Origin of the sequence: Mycobacterium sp., assembly GCF_019247615.1 — a bacterium.
In the GTDB taxonomy this organism is placed as follows: Bacteria; Actinomycetota; Actinomycetes; order Mycobacteriales; family Mycobacteriaceae; genus Mycobacterium.
Genome location: NZ_JAFBAT010000131.1, coordinates 1 through 17,320, shown reverse-complemented (window position 1 = coordinate 17,320; position 17,320 = coordinate 1). Strand labels below are relative to the sequence as shown.

The 17,320-nt window shown below is 69.2% G+C and carries 20 protein-coding genes and 2 pseudogenes; 19 read left to right on the top strand and 3 right to left on the bottom strand.

The genetic code is table 11. From position 1 onward, the window contains the following. From JO059_RS08755 to trmD, 5 genes and pseudogenes are all read left to right on the top strand, one after another. Positions 1-110 (top strand): annotated as a pseudogene (locus JO059_RS08755) (nuclear transport factor 2 family protein); the annotation flags it as partial. Positions 111-301: 191 nt separating this feature from the next. After that, on the top strand, positions 302-856 hold the full coding sequence (gene rpsP, locus JO059_RS08750; protein WP_293315749.1) for a 30S ribosomal protein S16: 555 nt from the start codon (positions 302-304) through the stop codon (positions 854-856). A 7-nt stretch (positions 857-863) separates the two neighbouring features. Next, positions 864-1,106, top strand: a complete 243-nt coding sequence (locus tag JO059_RS08745) for an RNA-binding protein (RefSeq protein ID WP_085180768.1) — start codon at positions 864-866, stop codon at positions 1,104-1,106. Between the two features lie 24 nt (positions 1,107-1,130). Then, positions 1,131-1,655: a ribosome maturation factor RimM gene (gene rimM / locus JO059_RS08740; protein ID WP_293315743.1), complete on the top strand. Its 525-nt coding sequence runs from the start codon at positions 1,131-1,133 to the stop codon at positions 1,653-1,655. Between the two features lie 29 nt (positions 1,656-1,684). Further along, complete coding sequence (trmD, locus tag JO059_RS08735) at positions 1,685-2,380, top strand: tRNA (guanosine(37)-N1)-methyltransferase TrmD (protein ID WP_293315751.1); 696 nt, start codon at positions 1,685-1,687, stop codon at positions 2,378-2,380. Positions 2,381-2,387: 7 nt separating this feature from the next. Here the strand turns inward: trmD and JO059_RS08730 are convergent, their stop codons facing one another. After that, positions 2,388-3,347 (bottom strand): hypothetical protein, encoded by a 960-nt coding sequence (locus JO059_RS08730; RefSeq protein WP_293315741.1) that lies wholly within the window; start codon positions 3,345-3,347, stop codon positions 2,388-2,390. A gap of 341 nt (positions 3,348-3,688) precedes the next feature. Between JO059_RS08730 and rplS the strand changes: the two genes are divergently transcribed. The 4 genes from rplS to JO059_RS08710 are packed head-to-tail and all read left to right on the top strand — an operon-like array spanning position 3,689 to position 6,060. After that, positions 3,689-4,030 carry a 50S ribosomal protein L19 gene (rplS, locus tag JO059_RS08725; protein WP_044510756.1) on the top strand — a complete coding sequence of 114 codons (342 nt, stop codon included), beginning with the start codon at positions 3,689-3,691 and terminating at the stop codon, positions 4,028-4,030. 45 nt (positions 4,031-4,075) lie between these two features. Next, positions 4,076-4,972, top strand: a complete 897-nt coding sequence (gene lepB, locus JO059_RS08720) for a signal peptidase I (RefSeq protein ID WP_293315731.1) — start codon at positions 4,076-4,078, stop codon at positions 4,970-4,972. Positions 4,973-4,974: 2 nt separating this feature from the next. Continuing rightward, positions 4,975-5,694 carry a ribonuclease HII gene (locus tag JO059_RS08715; protein WP_293315729.1) on the top strand — a complete coding sequence of 240 codons (720 nt, stop codon included), beginning with the start codon at positions 4,975-4,977 and terminating at the stop codon, positions 5,692-5,694. Between the two features lie 60 nt (positions 5,695-5,754). Beyond that, positions 5,755-6,060 carry a DUF2469 domain-containing protein gene (locus JO059_RS08710; RefSeq protein WP_067116504.1) on the top strand — a complete coding sequence of 102 codons (306 nt, stop codon included), beginning with the start codon at positions 5,755-5,757 and terminating at the stop codon, positions 6,058-6,060. Between the two features lie 14 nt (positions 6,061-6,074). Here the strand turns inward: JO059_RS08710 and JO059_RS08705 are convergent, their stop codons facing one another. Further along, positions 6,075-6,845, bottom strand: coding sequence for a GAF and ANTAR domain-containing protein (locus JO059_RS08705; RefSeq protein WP_293315725.1), 771 nt, complete (start codon positions 6,843-6,845; stop codon positions 6,075-6,077). Positions 6,846-6,978: 133 nt separating this feature from the next. Between JO059_RS08705 and JO059_RS08700 the strand changes: the two genes are divergently transcribed. From JO059_RS08700 to JO059_RS08665, 8 genes are all read left to right on the top strand, one after another. Next, positions 6,979-7,959, top strand: a complete 981-nt coding sequence (locus JO059_RS08700) for an SDR family oxidoreductase (protein ID WP_293315723.1) — start codon at positions 6,979-6,981, stop codon at positions 7,957-7,959. Between the two features lie 21 nt (positions 7,960-7,980). After that, on the top strand, positions 7,981-8,805 hold the full coding sequence (gene fdhD / locus JO059_RS08695) for a formate dehydrogenase accessory sulfurtransferase FdhD (protein WP_293315722.1): 825 nt from the start codon (positions 7,981-7,983) through the stop codon (positions 8,803-8,805). A 104-nt stretch (positions 8,806-8,909) separates the two neighbouring features. Continuing rightward, the gene (locus JO059_RS08690; RefSeq protein ID WP_293315721.1) at positions 8,910-9,296 is read left to right on the top strand and encodes a YraN family protein; all 387 of its coding nucleotides are present in this window, start codon (positions 8,910-8,912) and stop codon (positions 9,294-9,296) included. Beyond that, positions 9,296-10,810 (top strand): YifB family Mg chelatase-like AAA ATPase, encoded by a 1,515-nt coding sequence (locus JO059_RS08685; protein ID WP_293315720.1) that lies wholly within the window; start codon positions 9,296-9,298, stop codon positions 10,808-10,810. The genes JO059_RS08690 and JO059_RS08685 overlap by 1 nt, the downstream gene beginning before the upstream one ends. Beyond that, the gene (gene dprA, locus JO059_RS08680; RefSeq protein ID WP_293315719.1) at positions 10,807-11,997 is read left to right on the top strand and encodes a DNA-processing protein DprA; all 1,191 of its coding nucleotides are present in this window, start codon (positions 10,807-10,809) and stop codon (positions 11,995-11,997) included. The genes JO059_RS08685 and dprA overlap by 4 nt, the downstream gene beginning before the upstream one ends. After that, the gene (locus tag JO059_RS08675) at positions 11,998-12,849 is read left to right on the top strand and encodes a siderophore-interacting protein (RefSeq protein ID WP_293315718.1); all 852 of its coding nucleotides are present in this window, start codon (positions 11,998-12,000) and stop codon (positions 12,847-12,849) included. It begins immediately after the preceding gene. A 33-nt stretch (positions 12,850-12,882) separates the two neighbouring features. Next, on the top strand, positions 12,883-14,043 hold the full coding sequence (locus tag JO059_RS08670; RefSeq protein WP_293315717.1) for a lactate 2-monooxygenase: 1,161 nt from the start codon (positions 12,883-12,885) through the stop codon (positions 14,041-14,043). Positions 14,044-14,075: 32 nt separating this feature from the next. Further along, positions 14,076-14,972, top strand: a complete 897-nt coding sequence (locus tag JO059_RS08665; protein ID WP_293315716.1) for a tyrosine recombinase XerC — start codon at positions 14,076-14,078, stop codon at positions 14,970-14,972. Between the two features lie 9 nt (positions 14,973-14,981). Here JO059_RS08665 and JO059_RS08660 read toward each other — a convergent pair. Beyond that, positions 14,982-15,443, bottom strand: a pseudogene (locus tag JO059_RS08660) (M23 family metallopeptidase); the annotation flags it as partial. A gap of 275 nt (positions 15,444-15,718) precedes the next feature. Between JO059_RS08660 and rpsB the strand changes: the two are divergent. After that, on the top strand, positions 15,719-16,570 hold the full coding sequence (gene rpsB / locus JO059_RS08655) for a 30S ribosomal protein S2 (RefSeq protein ID WP_293315715.1): 852 nt from the start codon (positions 15,719-15,721) through the stop codon (positions 16,568-16,570). 11 nt (positions 16,571-16,581) lie between these two features. Then, positions 16,582-17,320, top strand: a 739-nt coding sequence (tsf, locus tag JO059_RS08650; protein WP_293315714.1) for a translation elongation factor Ts, incomplete at its 3' end; no start/stop codon positions are given.

Sequence of the window (17,320 nt, the reverse complement as noted above, 5' to 3'; positions counted from 1 at the left end):
ATCAGGTGCTGTTCTGCGGCTTGTGGTACGACGACGAGTTCCTGCGCACGCCGGCGGGTTGGCGGATGACGCGCCGGGTCGAGGCCAAGTGCTTCCAAAAAATTCTTTAGCAGCCCGCTATAAGTCCGACGGTTTTTGCGGCCTAACCTCGCTCTGGCACAATGGGCGGCTGTCCGCCGCGCGACCCACCTTTGCCGGGTGCTCGTTCGGCCGGTCATACACGCGAGGCAAAACCGGGCCCTGGCATCCCGCCCCGGCCGCTGAATTGCAGCGTGACACACACAGGAGAAGTCGCTCAACCATGGCTGTGAAGATCAAGCTCACCCGGCTTGGCAAGATCCGCAATCCCCAGTACCGCATCGCCGTCGCCGACGCTCGCACCCGCCGCGACGGCCGCTCCATCGAGGTCATCGGACGCTACCACCCGAAGGAAGACCCGAGCCTCATCGAAATCGACTCCGAGCGCGCCCAGTACTGGCTTTCGGTGGGTGCCCAGCCCACCGAGCCGGTCCTCAAGCTGCTGAAGATCACCGGCGACTGGCAGAAGTTCAAGGGACTGCCCGGCTCCGAAGGCCGCCTGAAGTTCGCTCCGGCCAAGCCCACCAAGCTCGAGCTGTTCAACGCCGCGCTGGCCGAAGCCGACGGTGCCCCGAGCACCGAGGCCGCGAAACCGAAGAAGAAGACGTCGACGTCGGGCGCCAAGAGGGCCGCCAAGGCGGCCGAGCCCGAGGCCAGGCCCGAGGTTGCGACCGCGGACGCCGCCGAAGCCGACGCCGCGGCGACGGGGCCCGCGCCGGGCGAGGGTGGCCAGCAGCCCGAGCCGGCCCAGCCGGACCAGCCGGCCGCCGAAAGCTGACCGGCGCATGAGTACCGTCGTGGTCGACGCCGTCGAGCATCTGGTACGCGGGATCGTCGACAACCCGGACGACGTCCGCGTCGATTTGGTCACCAGCCGCCGTGGGCGGACCGTGGAAGTCCACGTCCATCCCGATGACCTGGGCAAGGTAATCGGTCGCGGAGGACGAACGGCGACCGCGTTGCGCACGCTGGTCGCCGGGATCGGTGGCCGCGGTATCCGCGTCGATGTGGTGGACACCGACCGGTAGCGGAGCGCTGCTGATGGAACTCCGTTGGAGTTGACGGTCGGGCGCGTCGTCAAAGCGCACGGCGTGGGCGGCGAGGTGGTCGTCGAAATCCGCACCGATGACCCCGCCGCCCGGTTCGCGCCGGGTAATACGTTGCGGGCCAAGATATCTCGTAACGGTGACGAGGAACGCAGGTACGTCGTCGCAGACGCGCGAGAACACGGCGGCCGGCTGCTGCTGCGATTGGTCGGCGTGGCCGACCGCGACGCCGCCGATGGTTTGCGGGGCGCCCTGTTCGTCGTGGACTCCGATGAGCTGCCGCCGATCGATGAGCCGGACACCTACTATGACCACCAGCTCGAGGGGCTTCAGGTCCGCACGGGGGCGGGACAGGACGTCGGTGTCGTCACCGAGGTGTTGCACACCGCGGCGGGAGAGTTGTTGGCGGTGCGACGGGAATCCGGGGAAGTGCTCGTTCCGTTCGTCAGCGCGATCGTCACGTCGGTGTCGCTGGACGAGCGCATGGTGGAGATCGATCCGCCCGACGGACTGCTGGATCTGGGGCGGTAGTGCGTACAGACCCGCGGATAGACCCGCGAATAGACCTACGAATAGACGTGGTGACCATCTTTCCGGCCTACCTGGATCCGCTGCGACAATCGTTGCCGGGCAAGGCTATTGCGTCGGGCGTGGTCGAGCTGCACGTGCACGACCTGCGGCGGTGGACTCACGACGTGCACCGCTCGGTGGACGACGCACCCTACGGCGGCGGCCCCGGCATGGTGATGAAGGCGCCGGTATGGGGCGAGGCGCTCGACGAAATTTGTTCGGGCGAAACGCTTTTGATAGTTCCCACTCCTGCCGGGTCGTTGTTCACCCAGGCGACCGCTCAGCGCTGGACCACCGAGACGCACCTGGTGTTCGCCTGCGGCCGCTACGAGGGCATCGACCAGCGTGTCATCGAGGACGCCGCGCGGCGGATGCGCGTCGAGGAAGTCTCGATCGGTGACTACGTGTTGCCGGGCGGGGAATCGGCGGCTGTGGTGATGATCGAGGCCGTGTTGCGGCTGCTGGACGGTGTTCTTGGCAATCCGGCGTCGCACCAAGACGATTCGCACTCGGCCGCCCTGGGCCGGCTGCTGGAGGGCCCGAGCTACACCCGCCCGCCGAATTGGCGCGGGCTCGACGTCCCCGACGTGTTGTTGTCCGGAGATCACGCGCGGATCGCCGCCTGGCGCCGCGAGACGTCGCTGCAGCGGACCCGCGAGCGCCGCCCCGAGTTGTTGGGCGACTAGGACCAACTCAGATCCGGCCGTCGGGAAATATCGTCTTGACGGCCTCGGTGATCGTTTCTCGCGCGGTGGCGTCGTCGGAGGTCTGCAGCGACTGGACCGCGATGACGTAGCGGTGGTCCGCGCCGACCACACCGGTCGACAGGTGCATCCAATCGCTGCCGATACAGCACATCCAGCCCTGTTTGACGGCCACGGGTTCGGCGAACAGGCCGTCGGGGATCCCAAACCGCTGGGGGTAGCCGTCGACTCCGGTCGGCGTGGACCGGGACAGGTCGCCAACGATGATCATGGCCCGCTCGACGGGCAGCCCGCCCGACCCGTCGAGCAGCATGTCGTAGTAGCGGATGAGATCGGTCAGCGAGCTCATCGTGTTCCACCAGCGCCCGTCGTCGGGCGGGGTAGTGGACGACAGGCCGTAGCGCGCCGCGACCCGGGTGATGATCGCGTCGCCACCGCCCTGCCCCCAGAACTTCTCGGCGGCCGCGTCATCGGACGACTGCAACATGGCATCGAGGGCCTGGCGGTCTTCCGGAGAGACGGTGGTCTTGCCCTGGGATTCGGCCAGCAGCAATTCGTCGGCGATGAAGAGCTTGGCCACCGAGGCGGTGCCGATGACCTGGGTGTTGCCGTTGGAGACCAGCTCGCGCGTCTTGCGATCGAGGACGGCTACCGAGAGCGCGGCGCGGCCGGCGGCGGCCTGGTCGATCGCCTGTTGGATGCGGGCCGCGAGCCCACCGATTCGTGTGTTCGACAGCGCAGACGGCGGCCCGGCCATCATGGCGGAGTCCAGCAGCAATTGCACGGTTTCCGGTTGCTGCGGCGCGGACGGACGCGCGGGCGCGCTCTGCGTCGGCCGAGCGGATTGCCTTTGGGGGAGCTGCGCCTCGAGAAGTGCCTCGTCGCATCCGGCCAGCACCAGCGTCACCACCGCGACAGCGGCGAGCGCGGTAAGCCGGCGGCGGCGCATCCTCGATCTCCTCCGACGTAATGTCCGGGCATGGGCGGGCCGCATCGCCATCTTCCCCGGCGCCGAAGTTTCGGTTTGACCGGCGCGTTCCGACCCGAGTCATGTGTACCATTCACCAGGCACTTTCCGTCTGTTACTAACGCAGCCTTTACATGTGATTTTCGCAGCGCCCCGCCCGTCTGGCACAATTGGTCAGCTATCTCGAACCTTTGAGCGGGCCGGGTGGTCCCGCCTGCTGCGGGATACGCACCAAAGCCCGAAACCATCGGCTTGATGACCGCCGCCACGCCTGCGCGTCGGCGGCCACCGCAAGCCGCGACCGCAAGGAAGTGTGCTCTGAAATGAACAGGCTGGACTTCGTCGACCAGGCGTCGCTGCGCGACGACATCCCGGCCTTCAACCCGGGTGACACCATCAACGTGCACGTCAAGGTGATCGAGGGCGCCAAGGAGCGCATCCAGGTTTTCAAGGGCGTCGTGATCCGCCGGCAGGGTGGCGGCATCCGCGAGACGTTCACCGTGCGCAAGGAGAGCTACGGCGTCGGCGTCGAGCGGACTTTTCCGGTGCATTCGCCGAACATCGACCATATCGAGGTGGTGACCCGTGGCGACGTCCGCCGCGCCAAGCTCTACTACCTGCGAGAACTCCGCGGCAAGAAGGCCAAGATCAAGGAAAAGCGCTGACCGGCGGTTCGCCAGGCCACGACCTGCGCTGGCTACGCTGATCCCGTGACCGACAACCCGGACTCGCCCGAGCAGCCGTCCGACGCCGGCCAGCAGGAACCGCCGGTTTCCACCCGCGCACCGGACGCGCCCGCCGCGGACGGCCATGCCACCGCTCCCGAGGGGCCCGCCGCAGCGTCCCCAGAAGCCGCCGAGCCGGAGCGCAAGAAGAAGTCCACGCTTCGCGAGCTCGTGTACCTCGCGGTGATCGCCGTCGGGCTCTATTACGTGATGCTGACGTTCGTCGCCCGCCCGTACCTGATTCCGTCCGAATCCATGGAGCCCACGCTGCACGGATGCACGGGTTGCGTCGGCGACCGCATCATGGTCGACAAGCTCACTTACCAATGGTTCGGTCAACCGCGCCCCGGTGATGTGATCGTTTTCAAGGGACCGCCCTCCTGGAACGCCGGATACAAGTCCATCCGGTCGAACAACACCGCGTTGCGCTGGCTGCAGAACGCGCTGTCGGTCATCGGTTTTGTCCCTCCGGACGAAAACGACCTGGTCAAGCGGGTGATCGCGGTCGGGGGGCAAACCGTGCAGTGCCGGGCGGACACGGGGCTGACCGTCAACGGCAAGCCGCTCAAGGAGCCGTACCTGGATCCCGCCACCATGATGGCCAACCCGTCGGTGTATCCCTGCCTGGGCAGCGAATTCGGGCCGGTCACCGTCCCGCAGGGACGGTTGTGGGTGATGGGTGACAACCGGACGCACTCGGCGGACTCGCGCGCCCACTGCACGAGCATCCCGGCCGATGCCCTCAAGGGAGTGCTGTGCACCGGCGATCCGATGTCGGGGACGGTGCCCGTGTCCAATGTCATCGGCAAGGCCAGGTTCATCGTCTGGCCGCCGTCGCGGTGGGGCGGCGTCGGATCGGTGAACCCCCAGCCGAACCAGTAGCCATGGCCACCACCTGGCCGCCGCGGACGGTGATCCGCAAGTCCGGAGGTCTGCGCACCCTGGAGTCGGCGCTCTACCGCAGCGGCCTGGGGCCGGTGGCCGGGGTGGACGAGGTGGGCCGGGGGGCGTGTGCGGGTCCGCTGGTGGTGGCGGCATGTGTGCTGGGATCGGGACGGCTGGAAAGCCTTGCAGCACTGGATGACTCGAAGAAGCTCACGGAAAAGATGCGGGAGAAGCTGTTTCCGTTGATCTGCCGCTACGCCCTGGCTTACCACGTGGTCTTCATCCCGTCGGAAGAGGTCGACCGGCGCGGGGTACATGTAGCCAACATCGAGGGCATGCGTCGCGCGGTGGCCGGCCTGCCGGTGCGACCGGGTTATGTCCTCAGCGATGGTTTCCGCGTTCCCGGCCTGCCCATGCCGTCGTTGCCGGTCATCGGAGGGGATGCCGTAGCGGCCTGCATCGCAGCGGCGAGCGTGCTGGCGAAAGTCAGCCGGGATCGGCTGATGGTCGCGATGGACGCCGACCATCCCGGCTATGGCTTCGCCGAGCACAAGGGCTACAGCACGCCTGCACATTCCAAGGCGCTGTCCCGACTGGGCCCCTGCCGCGAGCACCGCTATTCGTTCATCAACGTCCGTCGGGTGGCGACCGCGTCCGGTTCACGGGTGGTGGCCGAATGCAAACCGGACCCTCCGGCCGAGCGTGCCGGATGCGGGTGAGGAAAGATGGGAACACGTTCCCACGTCAGGGAGAAGGACGTCTGAGCAGATGAGTGGCAGATGAGTGCAGAAGATCTCGAAAAGTACGAAACCGAGATGGAGCTCTCGCTGTACCGCGAATACAAGGACATCGTCGGCCAGTTCAGCTACGTCGTGGAAACCGAGCGGCGGTTCTACCTGGCGAACAGCGTGGAGATGATGCCGCGCAACGCCGACGGCGAGGTCTACTTCGAGCTGCGCCTCTCCGACGCCTGGGTATGGGACATGTACCGGCCGGCACGCTTCGTCAAGCACGTGCGGGTCGTCACCTTCAAGGACGTCAACATCGAAGAGGTGGAGAAGCCCGAGTTGCGGCTGCCGGAATAGCCCGGAATCGGCAGCTAACTTAGCGGCTGATGCTGATCCTCGTCCTGGGACGGTAATCGGCCGCGGTTTTCGATCACGACCCGCGCCACCTCCGCCAGCTTGATGTTGAGGGTCTGGGAGTGGCGCCGCAGCAGGTCGAACGCCTCGTTTTCGGTCACTTGGTGCAGCAGCATCAGCATGCCGACCGCCTTGCCGATTTCGCGATTGCTGATCAGTCCCCGCCGCAGGCTCGCCGCGTCTTCTCCCTTCGCGATCGCATTGATGGCCACGCTGGCGAACGCCGCCAGCACGGCCGCCCGGCCGGCTGACTCGGCATCGAACATGTTGGGGGTGTCGCTGAAGAGGTTGAGCGCGGCGCCTTTGCGCTTGTCAACCAAGATCCGGAAGCCCATCGCGCCGCGCACGGGTGTCTCGGCGACGAGGACCGACGCCAGCTTCGGCCAGTGCGACGCCGTGGTCAGGTCGGGGTCGATCTGCGGGGTCTCCTCCTCGATCGCGTCGATGCACGGTCCGTCACCGGCCCGCCGCTCGAGGTCGTCGATTCGCTGCGCGAACCGGTCACTGGCGCCCACCGTGATGTAGCGGCCGTTTTCGCGCACCAGCAAGCTGGCGTGATCACAGCCGCGGATGGCCAGGGTCGCGGCGACACAGATGGCCGCGTACATCTCATTGGCGTTCGAGCCGTGGTAGATGATCTCCGCAAGGGCCGCGAAGACTGTCGCCGGGTCGGCCTTCTCCCCCCCGGGTATCGATCCGTTCGCGTCGGCATACGATTCGCTTGCCATGTTGTGCCTCGTTTCCCGCGGCGCCGATAGCCGGTGACTCACGAACCTTAGTTGACAGTATCGGCATTCGTGACCGCTTGTGGCCGCGATGCACGCGGGTTTAGGGCCGCGCCGGAAGGGAAGGACACGTCAGGTGGGCGTCACCGTAGCTGTCACAGGGCCGACCGGAGAGATCGGCGTTTCCGCCGTGACGGCTCTGGAGCGCGAGCCGACGGTGGACGCCATCGTGGGGATGGCGCGCCGGCCGTTTGACCCCGCCTCGCACGGCTGGGTGAAAACCACCTACCAGCAGGGCGACATCTTGGACCGCGAGGCTGTCGACGCACTGGTGGCACAGGCCGATGTGGTGATCCACCTGGCATTCATCATCATGGGGACGCGCGAGGAAAGTGCGCGCATCAACCTCGCGGGAACGCGGAACGTCTTCGAGGCAACAGTTGCGGCCTTACGGCCGCGGCGCTTGGTTTACACCTCCTCGGTGGCGGCCTACGGTTACCATTCCGACAACCCCGTACCGCTCACTGAGGAGGTGCCGACGCGCGGGTCCTCCGAGCACTACTACTCGGCGCAGAAGGCTGAGTGTGAGGCACTGCTCGCCGAGATCACGAAGGACTCCGCACTGGAGGTGTTCATCTTGCGCCCGTGCATCGTCGCCGGACCAAGGGCAACCGCCCTGGCCGACGCCATGCCGTGGAACCAGCTGCCTGGGCCCGTGCGTGCGCTGTCGAAGGTTGCGCCGATATTGAAACCGATCGTGCCGGACCCCGGCTTCCCGCTGCAGCTCGTCCACCACGACGACGTGGCGGAAGCGATCGCGCTGGCGGCCACGACGCCGGCGCCGCCGGGCGCATACAACATCGCCGGCGACGGTGTGGTGACGCTTTCCGAGGTGGCCAGGGCGCTGGGAGGCCGGCCGGTACGGGTCCCCGCCGCCGCCGCGTCGGCCGCCTCGGCGGCGATTGCTCGGGTGCCGTTCGTCCCCTCCATGCTGGAGTGGCTGCACGTCGCGCGGACGTCGGTGGTCATGGACACGACGAAGGCGACGACGCAGCTCGGCTGGCGACCAGTTCACTCCTCGGCGGAAACCCTGGCGGCGCTGGCCGGGGCGGTATGACGGCGCGGGTAGCTTGACGGCGTGCGGCGCCAGGTAACCACGCGTCGACGCGCGCGTCATCTCGCCGGGGATCGGGCCGTCACCCGCCCGGAGACCCTCGTGGTCGAGGAGCCGCTCGAGATCCGCGTCAACGGTGCGCCGATCATGGTGACCATGCGCACGCCCGGCTCGGATATCGAACTGGCGCAAGGCTTTCTGCTCACCGAGGGCGTCATCGGCAGTCGCGAGGACGTGCTGAGCATGCGCTACTGCGCCGGGCGCGTCGATGATAATCCCAACACTTACAACGTGATCGACGTGGCACTGGCTCCCGGCGTTAAGCCGCCCGGACTCGATGTGACCCGCAACTTCTACACCACCTCGTCGTGCGGGGTCTGCGGCAAGGCGTCGCTGGAGGCGGTCCGGCTGATCGGTCGCTTCTCGCCGGGTGCGGATGCCGCCGCCGTCGCCGCGACCACGCTGAAGGCGATGCCCGGCCAACTCCGTTCCGCCCAAAAGGTTTTCGACTGCACCGGCGGCCTGCACGGCGCGGCCTTGTTCGGAGTGGACGGCACGATGCTCGTGGTGCGGGAGGACATCGGCAGACACAACGCGGTGGACAAGGTCATCGGCTGGGCGCTGGAACAGGACCGCGTTCCGGTGGCGGCCTCGGTGCTGCTGGTCAGCGGGCGGGCTTCCTTCGAGCTGACGCAAAAAGCTGTGATGGCCGGAATTCCGGTGCTGGCCGCGGTCTCCGCGCCGTCCTCGCTCGCGGTGTCGCTGGCCGAGGAGTCCGGAATCACACTGGTCGCCTTCCTGCGCAAGGACTCGATGAACATCTACACGAGGGCCGACCGCATCACGTAAGCGCCTGTGGATGGACCCGCGTCTGGGGACAACCGCCGGTTTCGGCGCCATTCGGCATCCGCGACGTCGGCTCGTGTCGGGCCCGCCAGGCACGGTTGGCTCCCATGACGACCCACACGACGATGACCCGGATCCAGCTGGGGGCGATGGGCGAGGCGCTCGCGGTGGACCACCTGACCCGGATGAGACTGCGGATCCTGGGCCGCAATTGGCGGTGCCGCTACGGCGAACTGGACGTGATCGCCTGCGACGACGCTACCCGCACGGTGGTGTTCGTCGAGGTGAAGACCCGCACCGGCGACGGGTACGGCGGGCTGGCGCACGCGGTCACGCCGCGCAAGGTCGGGCGGCTGCGGCGGCTGGCCGGGCTGTGGCTGGCCGGCCAGGACCAGCGCTGGGCGGCGGTGCGCCTCGACGTCATCGGCGTGCGGGTCGGACCCAAAAATTCGGGCCGCACCCCGGAGATCACCCACCTGCGGGGGATCGGCTGATGGCGCTGGGGCGGGCGTTCTCTGTCGCGGTGCGCGGGTTGGACGGCCAGATCGTCGAGATCGAGGCCGACATCAGTTCCGGATTGCCTGGCGTGCACCTGGTCGGCCTGCCCGACGCCGCCCTGCAGGAGTCCCGCGACCGGGTGCGCGCGGCGGTCAGCAATTGCGGCAACAAGGACTGGCCGCAGGCCCGGCTGACGCTCGCGCTGTCGCCGGCGACGTTGCCGAAGATGGGGTCGGTCTACGACATCGCCCTGGCAGCGGCGGTGTTGTCGGCCCAGCGAAAGCACCCCTGGGAGCGCCTGGAGAAGACGGTGCTGCTGGGGGAGCTGTCACTGGACGGGCGGGTCCGGCCGGTTCGCGGGGTGCTGCCCGCTGTGCTCGCCGCCAGGCGCGAGGGTTGGCCGGCGGTCGTCGTCCCGGTCGACAACCTGGCCGAGGCCAGCCTGGTCGACGGGATCGACGTCTGGGGCGTGCGCACGCTGCGGCAGCTGCGGGGCTGGCTCGGCGGCTCCGGTCGCCTGGACCCCAGGGTCAGCGGGGGTACCTCCGAGCCCGAGCCGGCGACCGACCTGGCCGACGTGGTCGGCCAGTCGCAGGCGCGGTTCGCGGTGGAGGTGGCCGCCGCCGGCGCGCATCACCTGATGCTGACCGGGCCGCCCGGTGTGGGCAAAACCATGCTGGCTCAACGGCTTCCGGGTCTGCTGCCGCCGCTGACCGAGGAGGAGTCCCTCGAGGTCACCGCGATCCACTCGGTGGCCGGCCTGCTGGCCGCGGACACGCCGTTGATCACCAGGCCACCGTTTGTGGCGCCACACCACAGCTCGAGCGTCGCGGCGCTGGTCGGCGGCGGCTCGGGGATGGCCCGCCCGGGCGCCGTCAGCCGCGCCCACCGGGGCGTGCTGTTCCTCGACGAGTGCGCCGAGATCAGCGTGCGGGCGCTGGAGGCGTTGCGAACGCCGTTGGAGGACGGCGAGATTCGGCTGGCCCGCCGTGACGGGGTGGCCACCTACCCGGCCCGCTTCCAGCTGGTGCTGGCCGCCAACCCGTGCCCGTGCGCGCCGGCCGACCCGCGCGACTGCGTCTGCGCGGCGCCGGCCAAGCGGCGCTACCTGGGCAAGCTGTCCGGGCCCCTGATGGACCGGGTCGACCTGCGGGTGCAGATGAATCCGGTTCGCGCCGGGGCGATCTCGGTCACCGACGGCGAGTCGACGGCGCAGGTGCGCGGCCGGGTGGCCGCGGCACGCGACGCGGCGGCCGAACGTTGGCGGCCCTACGGCGTCCGCACCAACGCGGAGGTCAGCGGGACCCTGTTGCGGCGCAAGTTCCGCCCGGGCAACGCCGCCATGGAGCCGCTGCGCAGAGCGCTAGACAACGGACTGCTCAGCATCCGCGGCTTGGACCGCACGTTGCGAGTCGCCTGGAGTCTGGCCGATCTGGCCGGCCGGGCGGCGCCCGGGCCCGGCGAGGTCGCCGCCGCGCTGAGCTTCCGGCAGGCGGGGGCGCAGCGATGACGCCGGCCAATCCGGTGGCGCTGTCGTGGGCCTACCTGTCGCGGGTGGCCGAGCCGCCCTGCGCGGGGCTGGCGGAGCTGGTAGGGCGGGTCGGGCCGGTGGAGGCGGCCGAGCGGGTCCGGCGCGGCGCGGTGGACGAGGCCTTGTCGCGGCATACCGAAGCCAGGCGCGAAATCGCCACGGCCGCAGCGGATCTCGCTGTGCTCGCGCGCCTCGGTGGCCGACTGATAACCCCGGACAGCGACGAGTGGCCGACGCTCGCGTTCGCCGCCTTCGGCGGCGCCGCGGTCCAGGCTCGCGGCGGGCCGCCGCTGGTGTTGTGGGCGCTGGGGCCGCACCGCCTCGACGACGTGGCCCGGCGCGCGGCCGCACTGGTCGGAACGCGCGCCTCGACCATGTACGGCGAGCAGGTGGCCGCCGAATTGGCGGCCGGCCTGGTCGAGCGTGAGGTCGCGGTGGTCTCCGGCGGCGCCTACGGGATCGACGGCGCGGCGCACCGCAGCGCGCTGCACTGCGACGGCATCACCGTGGCGGCCCTGGCCGGCGGGGTCGACGTCCCGTATCCCGCCGGCCACGCCACCTTGCTGCGCCGCATCGGCCGGCACGGGTTGTTGTTCACCGAATACCCGCCCGGCGTGCGTCCCGCCCGGCACCGCTTCTTGACCCGCAACCGCCTGGTCGCCGCGGTTTCGGGGGCCGCCGTGGTGGTGGAGGCCGGGCTGCGCAGCGGCGCCGCCAACACCGCCGCCTGGGCGCGGGCACTGGGGCGGGTGGTGGCCGCGGTGCCCGGGCCGGTGACGTCGTCGGCGTCGGCGGGGTGCCACGTACTGCTGCGCAACGGCGCCGAACTGGTCACGCGGGCCGACGACATCGTCGAATTGGTCGGCCACATCGGCGAATTCGCACCCGAGCAGCCGCGGCCCGGCACCGAGCTGGACGGGCTGAGCGAGGATGAGCGCCGGGTGTACGAGGCGCTGCCGGGGCGCGGCGCCGTCACGGTCGACGAGGTCGCGGTCTCGTCGGGGTTGGCGCCCGAGCGGGTGCTCGGGCCGCTGGCGATGCTGGAGCTGGCCGGGCTGGCGCGGCGCGACGAGGGGCGGTGGCGCATCGTGCGCGCCGGTGCCGGCCGGACCGACACCGCGCGGCCTCGTATAGTCGACGGGGGTCGGGTCTGGACAGGAGGATAAGTGGCCGGTCGACCCCTGCAGAGTTTCGAAGTTGTCCGCACCAAGCAGCTCACACCGCACATGGTGCGTGTCGTGCTGGGTAGCAGTCGTTTCGACACCTTCGTGCCGAGCAAATTCACCGACTCCTACGTCAAGCTGGTATTCGTCCCGGACGATGTCGACGTCGCCGGGCTGCCCACGCCGTTGACACTGGACAGTTTCGACGGTCTGCCCCCCGAGAAGAAGCCGTCGGTGCGGACCATGACGGTCCGGCACGTCGACGCCGCGGCCGGCGAACTCGCGGTTGACATCGTCGTCCATGGTGAGCACGGGATCGCGGGCCCTTGGGCGGACGCGGCCCGTCCGGGCCAGCCGATTCACCTCATGGGCCCCGGCGGTGCGTATGCCCCCGACCCGGCAGCCGATTGGCATCTTCTGGCCGGTGACGAATCGGCGCTGCCCGCGATCGCGACCGCGCTGGAGGCCTTGCCGCCGGACGCGGTCGGGCAGGCGTTCATCGAAGTGGCGGGCCCGGAAGACGAAATTCCGTTGCGCGCGCCCGAGTCCGTCGAGGTGAGCTGGGTCTATCGCGGCGGCCGCGCCGATCTTGTCCTCGACGACCGGGCCGGCGATTTCGCACCGCTGATCGAGGCGGTCACCACCGCCCCGTGGCTGCCGGGACAGCCGCACGTATTCATTCACGGGGAAGCACAGGCAGTCATGCACAACTTGCGGCGTTACATCCGCAAGGAGCGCGGCGTGGACGCCAACTGGGCGTCGTCAATCTCGGGTTACTGGCGGCGGGGCCGCACCGAAGAGAGTTTCCGGCAGTGGAAAAAGGAGCTGGCCGAGGCGGAGGCCGCAGCGTCTTAGCGCGACGTTCACCCGGCTGGCATCCTCTATCGCATGGCATTCGGGGACTACCAGAACGAGATCTACCTGCAGGGCCTGGCCGGAGTGGTGCCGGCGCTGCCGATGGTTTTCGCCGATTGGGAGGCGAAGGCCCAAATGGCGCTGCCGCCGTCGGTCTGGTCGTACGTCGCCGGCGGGGCCGGCGACGAGCGCACCCAGCGAGCCAACTGCGAGGCCTTCCAGCGGTGGGGCCTCATCCCGCGCATGTTCGTCGGCGCCGCGCACCGGGACCTGTCCGTGGAGCTGTTCGGCCAGAGCGTGCCCGCGCCGGTGTTCATGGCCCCGATCGGCGTGATCGGGTTGTGCGCGCAGGACGGCCACGGCGACCTGGCCACTGCCTGCGCCGCGGCCCGCACCGGTGTTCCCATGGTGGCTTCGACATTGTCGGTCGACCCGATGGAGGACGTCGCGGCCGCCCTGGGCGATACGCCCGGGTTCTTCCAGCTGTATACACCGACCGACCGGGAGCTGGCCGCCAGCCTCGTTCAGCGTGCCGAGGCGGCCGGCTTCAAGGGCATCGTCGTGACCCTCGACACCTGGGTCACGGGCTGGCGCCCCCGCGACCTGAGCACCTCGAACTTTCCCCAGTTGCGCGGGCACTGCCTGGCGAACTACACCAGCGACCCGGTCTTCCGCGCGGGGCTGGCGCGGCCGCCCGAGGAAGACCCGCAAGGGGCGGTGCTGCGCTGGGTGCAAATCTTCGGTAATCCTCTGACCTGGGATGATCTCGGCTGGCTGCGGTCCTTGACCAATCTGCCCCTGCTGGTGAAGGGCATCTGCCATCCCGAGGACGCCCGGCGCGCCAAGGATGGCGGCGTCGACGGCATCTACTGCTCGAATCACGGTGGCCGGCAGGCCAACGGCGGCCTGCCGGCGCTGGATTGCCTGCCGGCGGTGGTCGAGGCGGCCGACGGGCTACCGGTTTGGTTCGACTCGGGCGTCCGCAGCGGCGCCGACATCGTCAAGGCGCTGGCGCTGGGCGCGACCGCGGTCGGTGTCGGCCGCCCGTACGCTTACGGGCTGGCGCTCGGGGGGATCGACGGTGTCGTACACGTGCTGCGCACGCTGCTTGCGGAGGCGGACCTGACCATGGCCGTCGACGGATACCCGACGCGCAAAGATCTCACCCCGGAAACGCTCCGGCGCGTCGGCTGAGCCCCAACCCGGATCGCTGCGAATGTGGGGCCGTGGAGGCGATCCTCGAGGAGTTCGACGACTACCTGGCGCTGCAATGCGGTCGATCGGCGCACACCCGGCGGGCATACCTGGGTGACCTGCGTTCGCTGTTCGCGTTTCTCGAGCAACGTGGCGTCGGCCTCGACGGGCTGAGCCTGCCGGTGCTGCGGGCGTGGCTGTCGACGGCGGCCGGCGCCGGCGCGGCCCGGACCACGCTGGCCCGACGCACCTCGGCGGTCAAGGCGTTCACCGCATGGGCAGTGCGGCGCGGCGTGCTCACCAGCGATCCCGCCGCGCGGCTGCAGGTCCCCAAGGCGCACCGCACCCTGCCGGCGGTGCTGCGTCAGGATCAGGCGCTGCGGGCCATGGTGGCCGCGAAATCCGGTGCGCAACAGGGCGATCCGCTGGCTCTGCGGGACCGGCTGATCGTCGAGATGCTATATGCCACCGGCATTCGGGTCAGCGAGCTTTGCGGCCTGGACATCGACGACGTGGACACCCGGCACCGCCTGGTGCGGGTCCTCGGCAAGGGCAACAAGCAGCGCAGCGCGCCGTTCGGGTTGCCGGCAACCGAAGCGCTTGCCGCGTGGCTGACCGACGGGCGTCCCGCCCTGGCGACGGCGGAGTCGGGGCCGGCGCTGCTGCTCGGGGCGCGAGGCCGGCGGCTCGACGTGCGCCAGGCGCGCACCGTCGTACATCAGACGGTCGCCGCGGTAGACGGCGCGCCCGACATGGGACCACACGGGCTACGCCACAGCGCCGCCACCCACCTGCTCGAGGGCGGGGCGGACCTGCGCGTCGTTCAGGAGCTGCTCGGGCATTCCAGCCTGGCGACCACGCAGTTGTACACCCACGTCGCGGTCTCCCGGCTGCGGGCGGTGCATGACCGCGCCCACCCGCGCGCCTAAGTTCTCCTGGCTCAGCGGCTTGAGCCGGATCGGCGTGCTCTTCAGCAGGCCGAGCGGGTCGACGTAGTGGGCGCCCGAGGCCGGGCCCCACATCGCGCCCCAATGTAAGCAGGCCGCCGCTCCGCATCCGGGATGCCCGGCCACCAGCTCGCCGATCACGGACTCGGCCACCACCCGTTGACCGGCTCTGACGCGAGCACGGACGGGCTCATAGCTGGTGCGCAGCCCGCCGGGATGGGCAAGCGACACCACGGGGCGGCCAGCCAGCAGCCCGGCGAAGACAACGGTGGCCGGGCCGGCGGCGTACACCGGCTGATCGGGCACACCGGCGAGATCGACGCCCCGGTGCCCGGGATTCCAGTCGGGTGACGGGGCGTCGAAGCCGCGGGTGACGCGGGGAGGCGGACGCAAGGGCCAATCGAGCCGGACGTCGTCGGCAACCGCCGGCGCGGCGGTGATCAGGGCCAGCATGAGAATCAGCGCCGTCAACCGCACTCGCTCAGTCTCGGCACGGCCGGCCCACCGCCGCCAACCAGGCGCACCCGTCCCTGTGGAAAAGCGACCGGCCGGTTCGGTGTAAACTGCTGGTCGCAGCTCGCTAGCGGGCTGACTTCGCGCGCCTGCAGCCAACCGATTGCCGTGCGGTCCCGTCTGAATGCTCAAACGGGTGCGGCATTCCGCAGGTGCCAGGGCCCGGCCTCACCCCGATGCCGGGCGAGCAACCGACCACAAGTAAAGGCACAAGCATGGCCGTAGTCACCATGAAGCAGCTGCTTGACAGCGGCACCCACTTCGGGCACCAGACCCGTCGCTGGAATCCCAAGATGAAGCGGTTCATCTTCACCGACCGCAACGGCATCTACATCATCGACCTGCAGCAGACCCTGACGTTCATCGACAAGGCGTACGAGTTCGTCAAGGAGACCGTCGCTCACGGCGGCACGGTGCTGTTCGTCGGCACTAAGAAGCAGGCGCAGGAATCGGTGGCGGCCGAGGCCACCCGCGTCGGCATGCCGTACGTGAACCAGCGCTGGCTGGGCGGCATGCTGACGAACTTCTCCACCGTGCACAAGCGGCTGCAGCGCCTCAAGGAGCTCGAGGCGATGGAGCAGACCGGCGGCTTCGAGGGTCGCACCAAGAAGGAGATCCTCGGGCTGACCCGCGAGAAGAACAAGCTTGAGCGCAGCCTCGGCGGCATCCGCGACATGAACAAGGTGCCGTCGGCGATCTGGGTCGTCGACACCAACAAGGAGCACATCGCGGTCGGCGAGGCCCGCAAACTCGGCATCCCGGTCATCGCGATCCTCGACACCAACTGTGACCCGGACGAGGTCGACTACCCGATCCCGGGCAACGACGACGCGATCCGCTCGGCCGCGCTGCTGACCAAGGTCATCGCGTCCGCCGTGGCCGAGGGTCTGCAGGCCCGCGCCGGGCTGGGCCGCGGCGACGGCAAGCCCGAGGCCGACTCCGCCGAGCCGCTCGCCGAATGGGAACAGGAGCTGCTGGCCTCGGCGACGGCAACAGCAACAGCCGCCCCCTCCGCTGGCAACGAAGCCGCTGCGGGCCCCACCCAAACGACTCCTGACCTTTCCTAAGGAAGGCTGATATGGCGAACTTCACCGCCGCCGACGTCAAGCGGCTTCGCGAGCTGACCGGTTCCGGGATGCTCGACTGCAAGAACGCGCTGGCCGAAGCCGACGGCGACTTCGACAAGGCCGTCGAGGCCCTACGCATCAAGGGAGCGAAGGATGTCGGCAAGCGCGCCGAGCGGGCGACTGCGGAAGGCCTGGTGGCGGCGAAGAACGGCGCCCTGATCGAGCTCAACTCCGAGACCGACTTCGTCGCCAAGAACGCCGAGTTCCAGGGCCTGGCCGACCAGATCGTCGACGCCGCGCTAGATGCCAAGGCCACCGACGTCGAAACGCTCAAGGCGGCAAAGCTTGGCGATAAGACCGTCGAGGAGGCCATCGCCGAGCTTTCGGCCAAGATCGGCGAGAAGCTCGAGCTGCGCCGGGTGCAGTACTTCGACGGCAACGTCGAGACCTACCTGCACAAGCGCGCCGCCGACCTGCCCCCGGCCGTCGGGGTCTTGGTCGAGTTTCACGGCGACGATGCAGATGCCGCGCACACCGCCGCACTGCAGATCGCCGCGCTGAAGGCCAAGTACTTGTCGCGCGAGGATGTCCCCGAGGACGTCGTGGCCAGCGAACGCCGCATCGCCGAGGAGACCGCGAAGGCGGAAGGCAAGCCCGAGCAGGCGCTGCCGAAGATCGTCGAGGGCCGGCTGAACGGCTTCTTCAAGGATGCTGTTCTGCTCGAGCAGCCGTCGGTATCCGACAGCAAGA

Coding starts and splice junctions, on each gene's coding strand:
- rpsP (WP_293315749.1), top strand. CDS start 302: ATGGCTGTGAAGATCAAGCTCACCCGGCTTGGCAAGATCCGCAATCCC.
- JO059_RS08745 (WP_085180768.1), top strand. CDS start 864: ATGAGTACCGTCGTGGTCGACGCCGTCGAGCATCTGGTACGCGGGATC.
- dprA (WP_293315719.1), top strand. CDS start 10,807: ATGACGCCGGCCAATCCGGTGGCGCTGTCGTGGGCCTACCTGTCGCGG.
- JO059_RS08710 (WP_067116504.1), top strand. CDS start 5,755: ATGAGTGCAGAAGATCTCGAAAAGTACGAAACCGAGATGGAGCTCTCG.
- rpsB (WP_293315715.1), top strand. CDS start 15,719: ATGGCCGTAGTCACCATGAAGCAGCTGCTTGACAGCGGCACCCACTTC.
- JO059_RS08690 (WP_293315721.1), top strand. CDS start 8,910: ATGACGACCCACACGACGATGACCCGGATCCAGCTGGGGGCGATGGGC.
- JO059_RS08685 (WP_293315720.1), top strand. CDS start 9,296: ATGGCGCTGGGGCGGGCGTTCTCTGTCGCGGTGCGCGGGTTGGACGGC.
- JO059_RS08730 (WP_293315741.1), bottom strand. CDS start 3,347: ATGCGCCGCCGCCGGCTTACCGCGCTCGCCGCTGTCGCGGTGGTGACG.
- JO059_RS08705 (WP_293315725.1), bottom strand. CDS start 6,845: ATGGCAAGCGAATCGTATGCCGACGCGAACGGATCGATACCCGGGGGG.
- JO059_RS08715 (WP_293315729.1), top strand. CDS start 4,975: ATGGCCACCACCTGGCCGCCGCGGACGGTGATCCGCAAGTCCGGAGGT.
- JO059_RS08670 (WP_293315717.1), top strand. CDS start 12,883: ATGGCATTCGGGGACTACCAGAACGAGATCTACCTGCAGGGCCTGGCC.
- rplS (WP_044510756.1), top strand. CDS start 3,689: ATGAACAGGCTGGACTTCGTCGACCAGGCGTCGCTGCGCGACGACATC.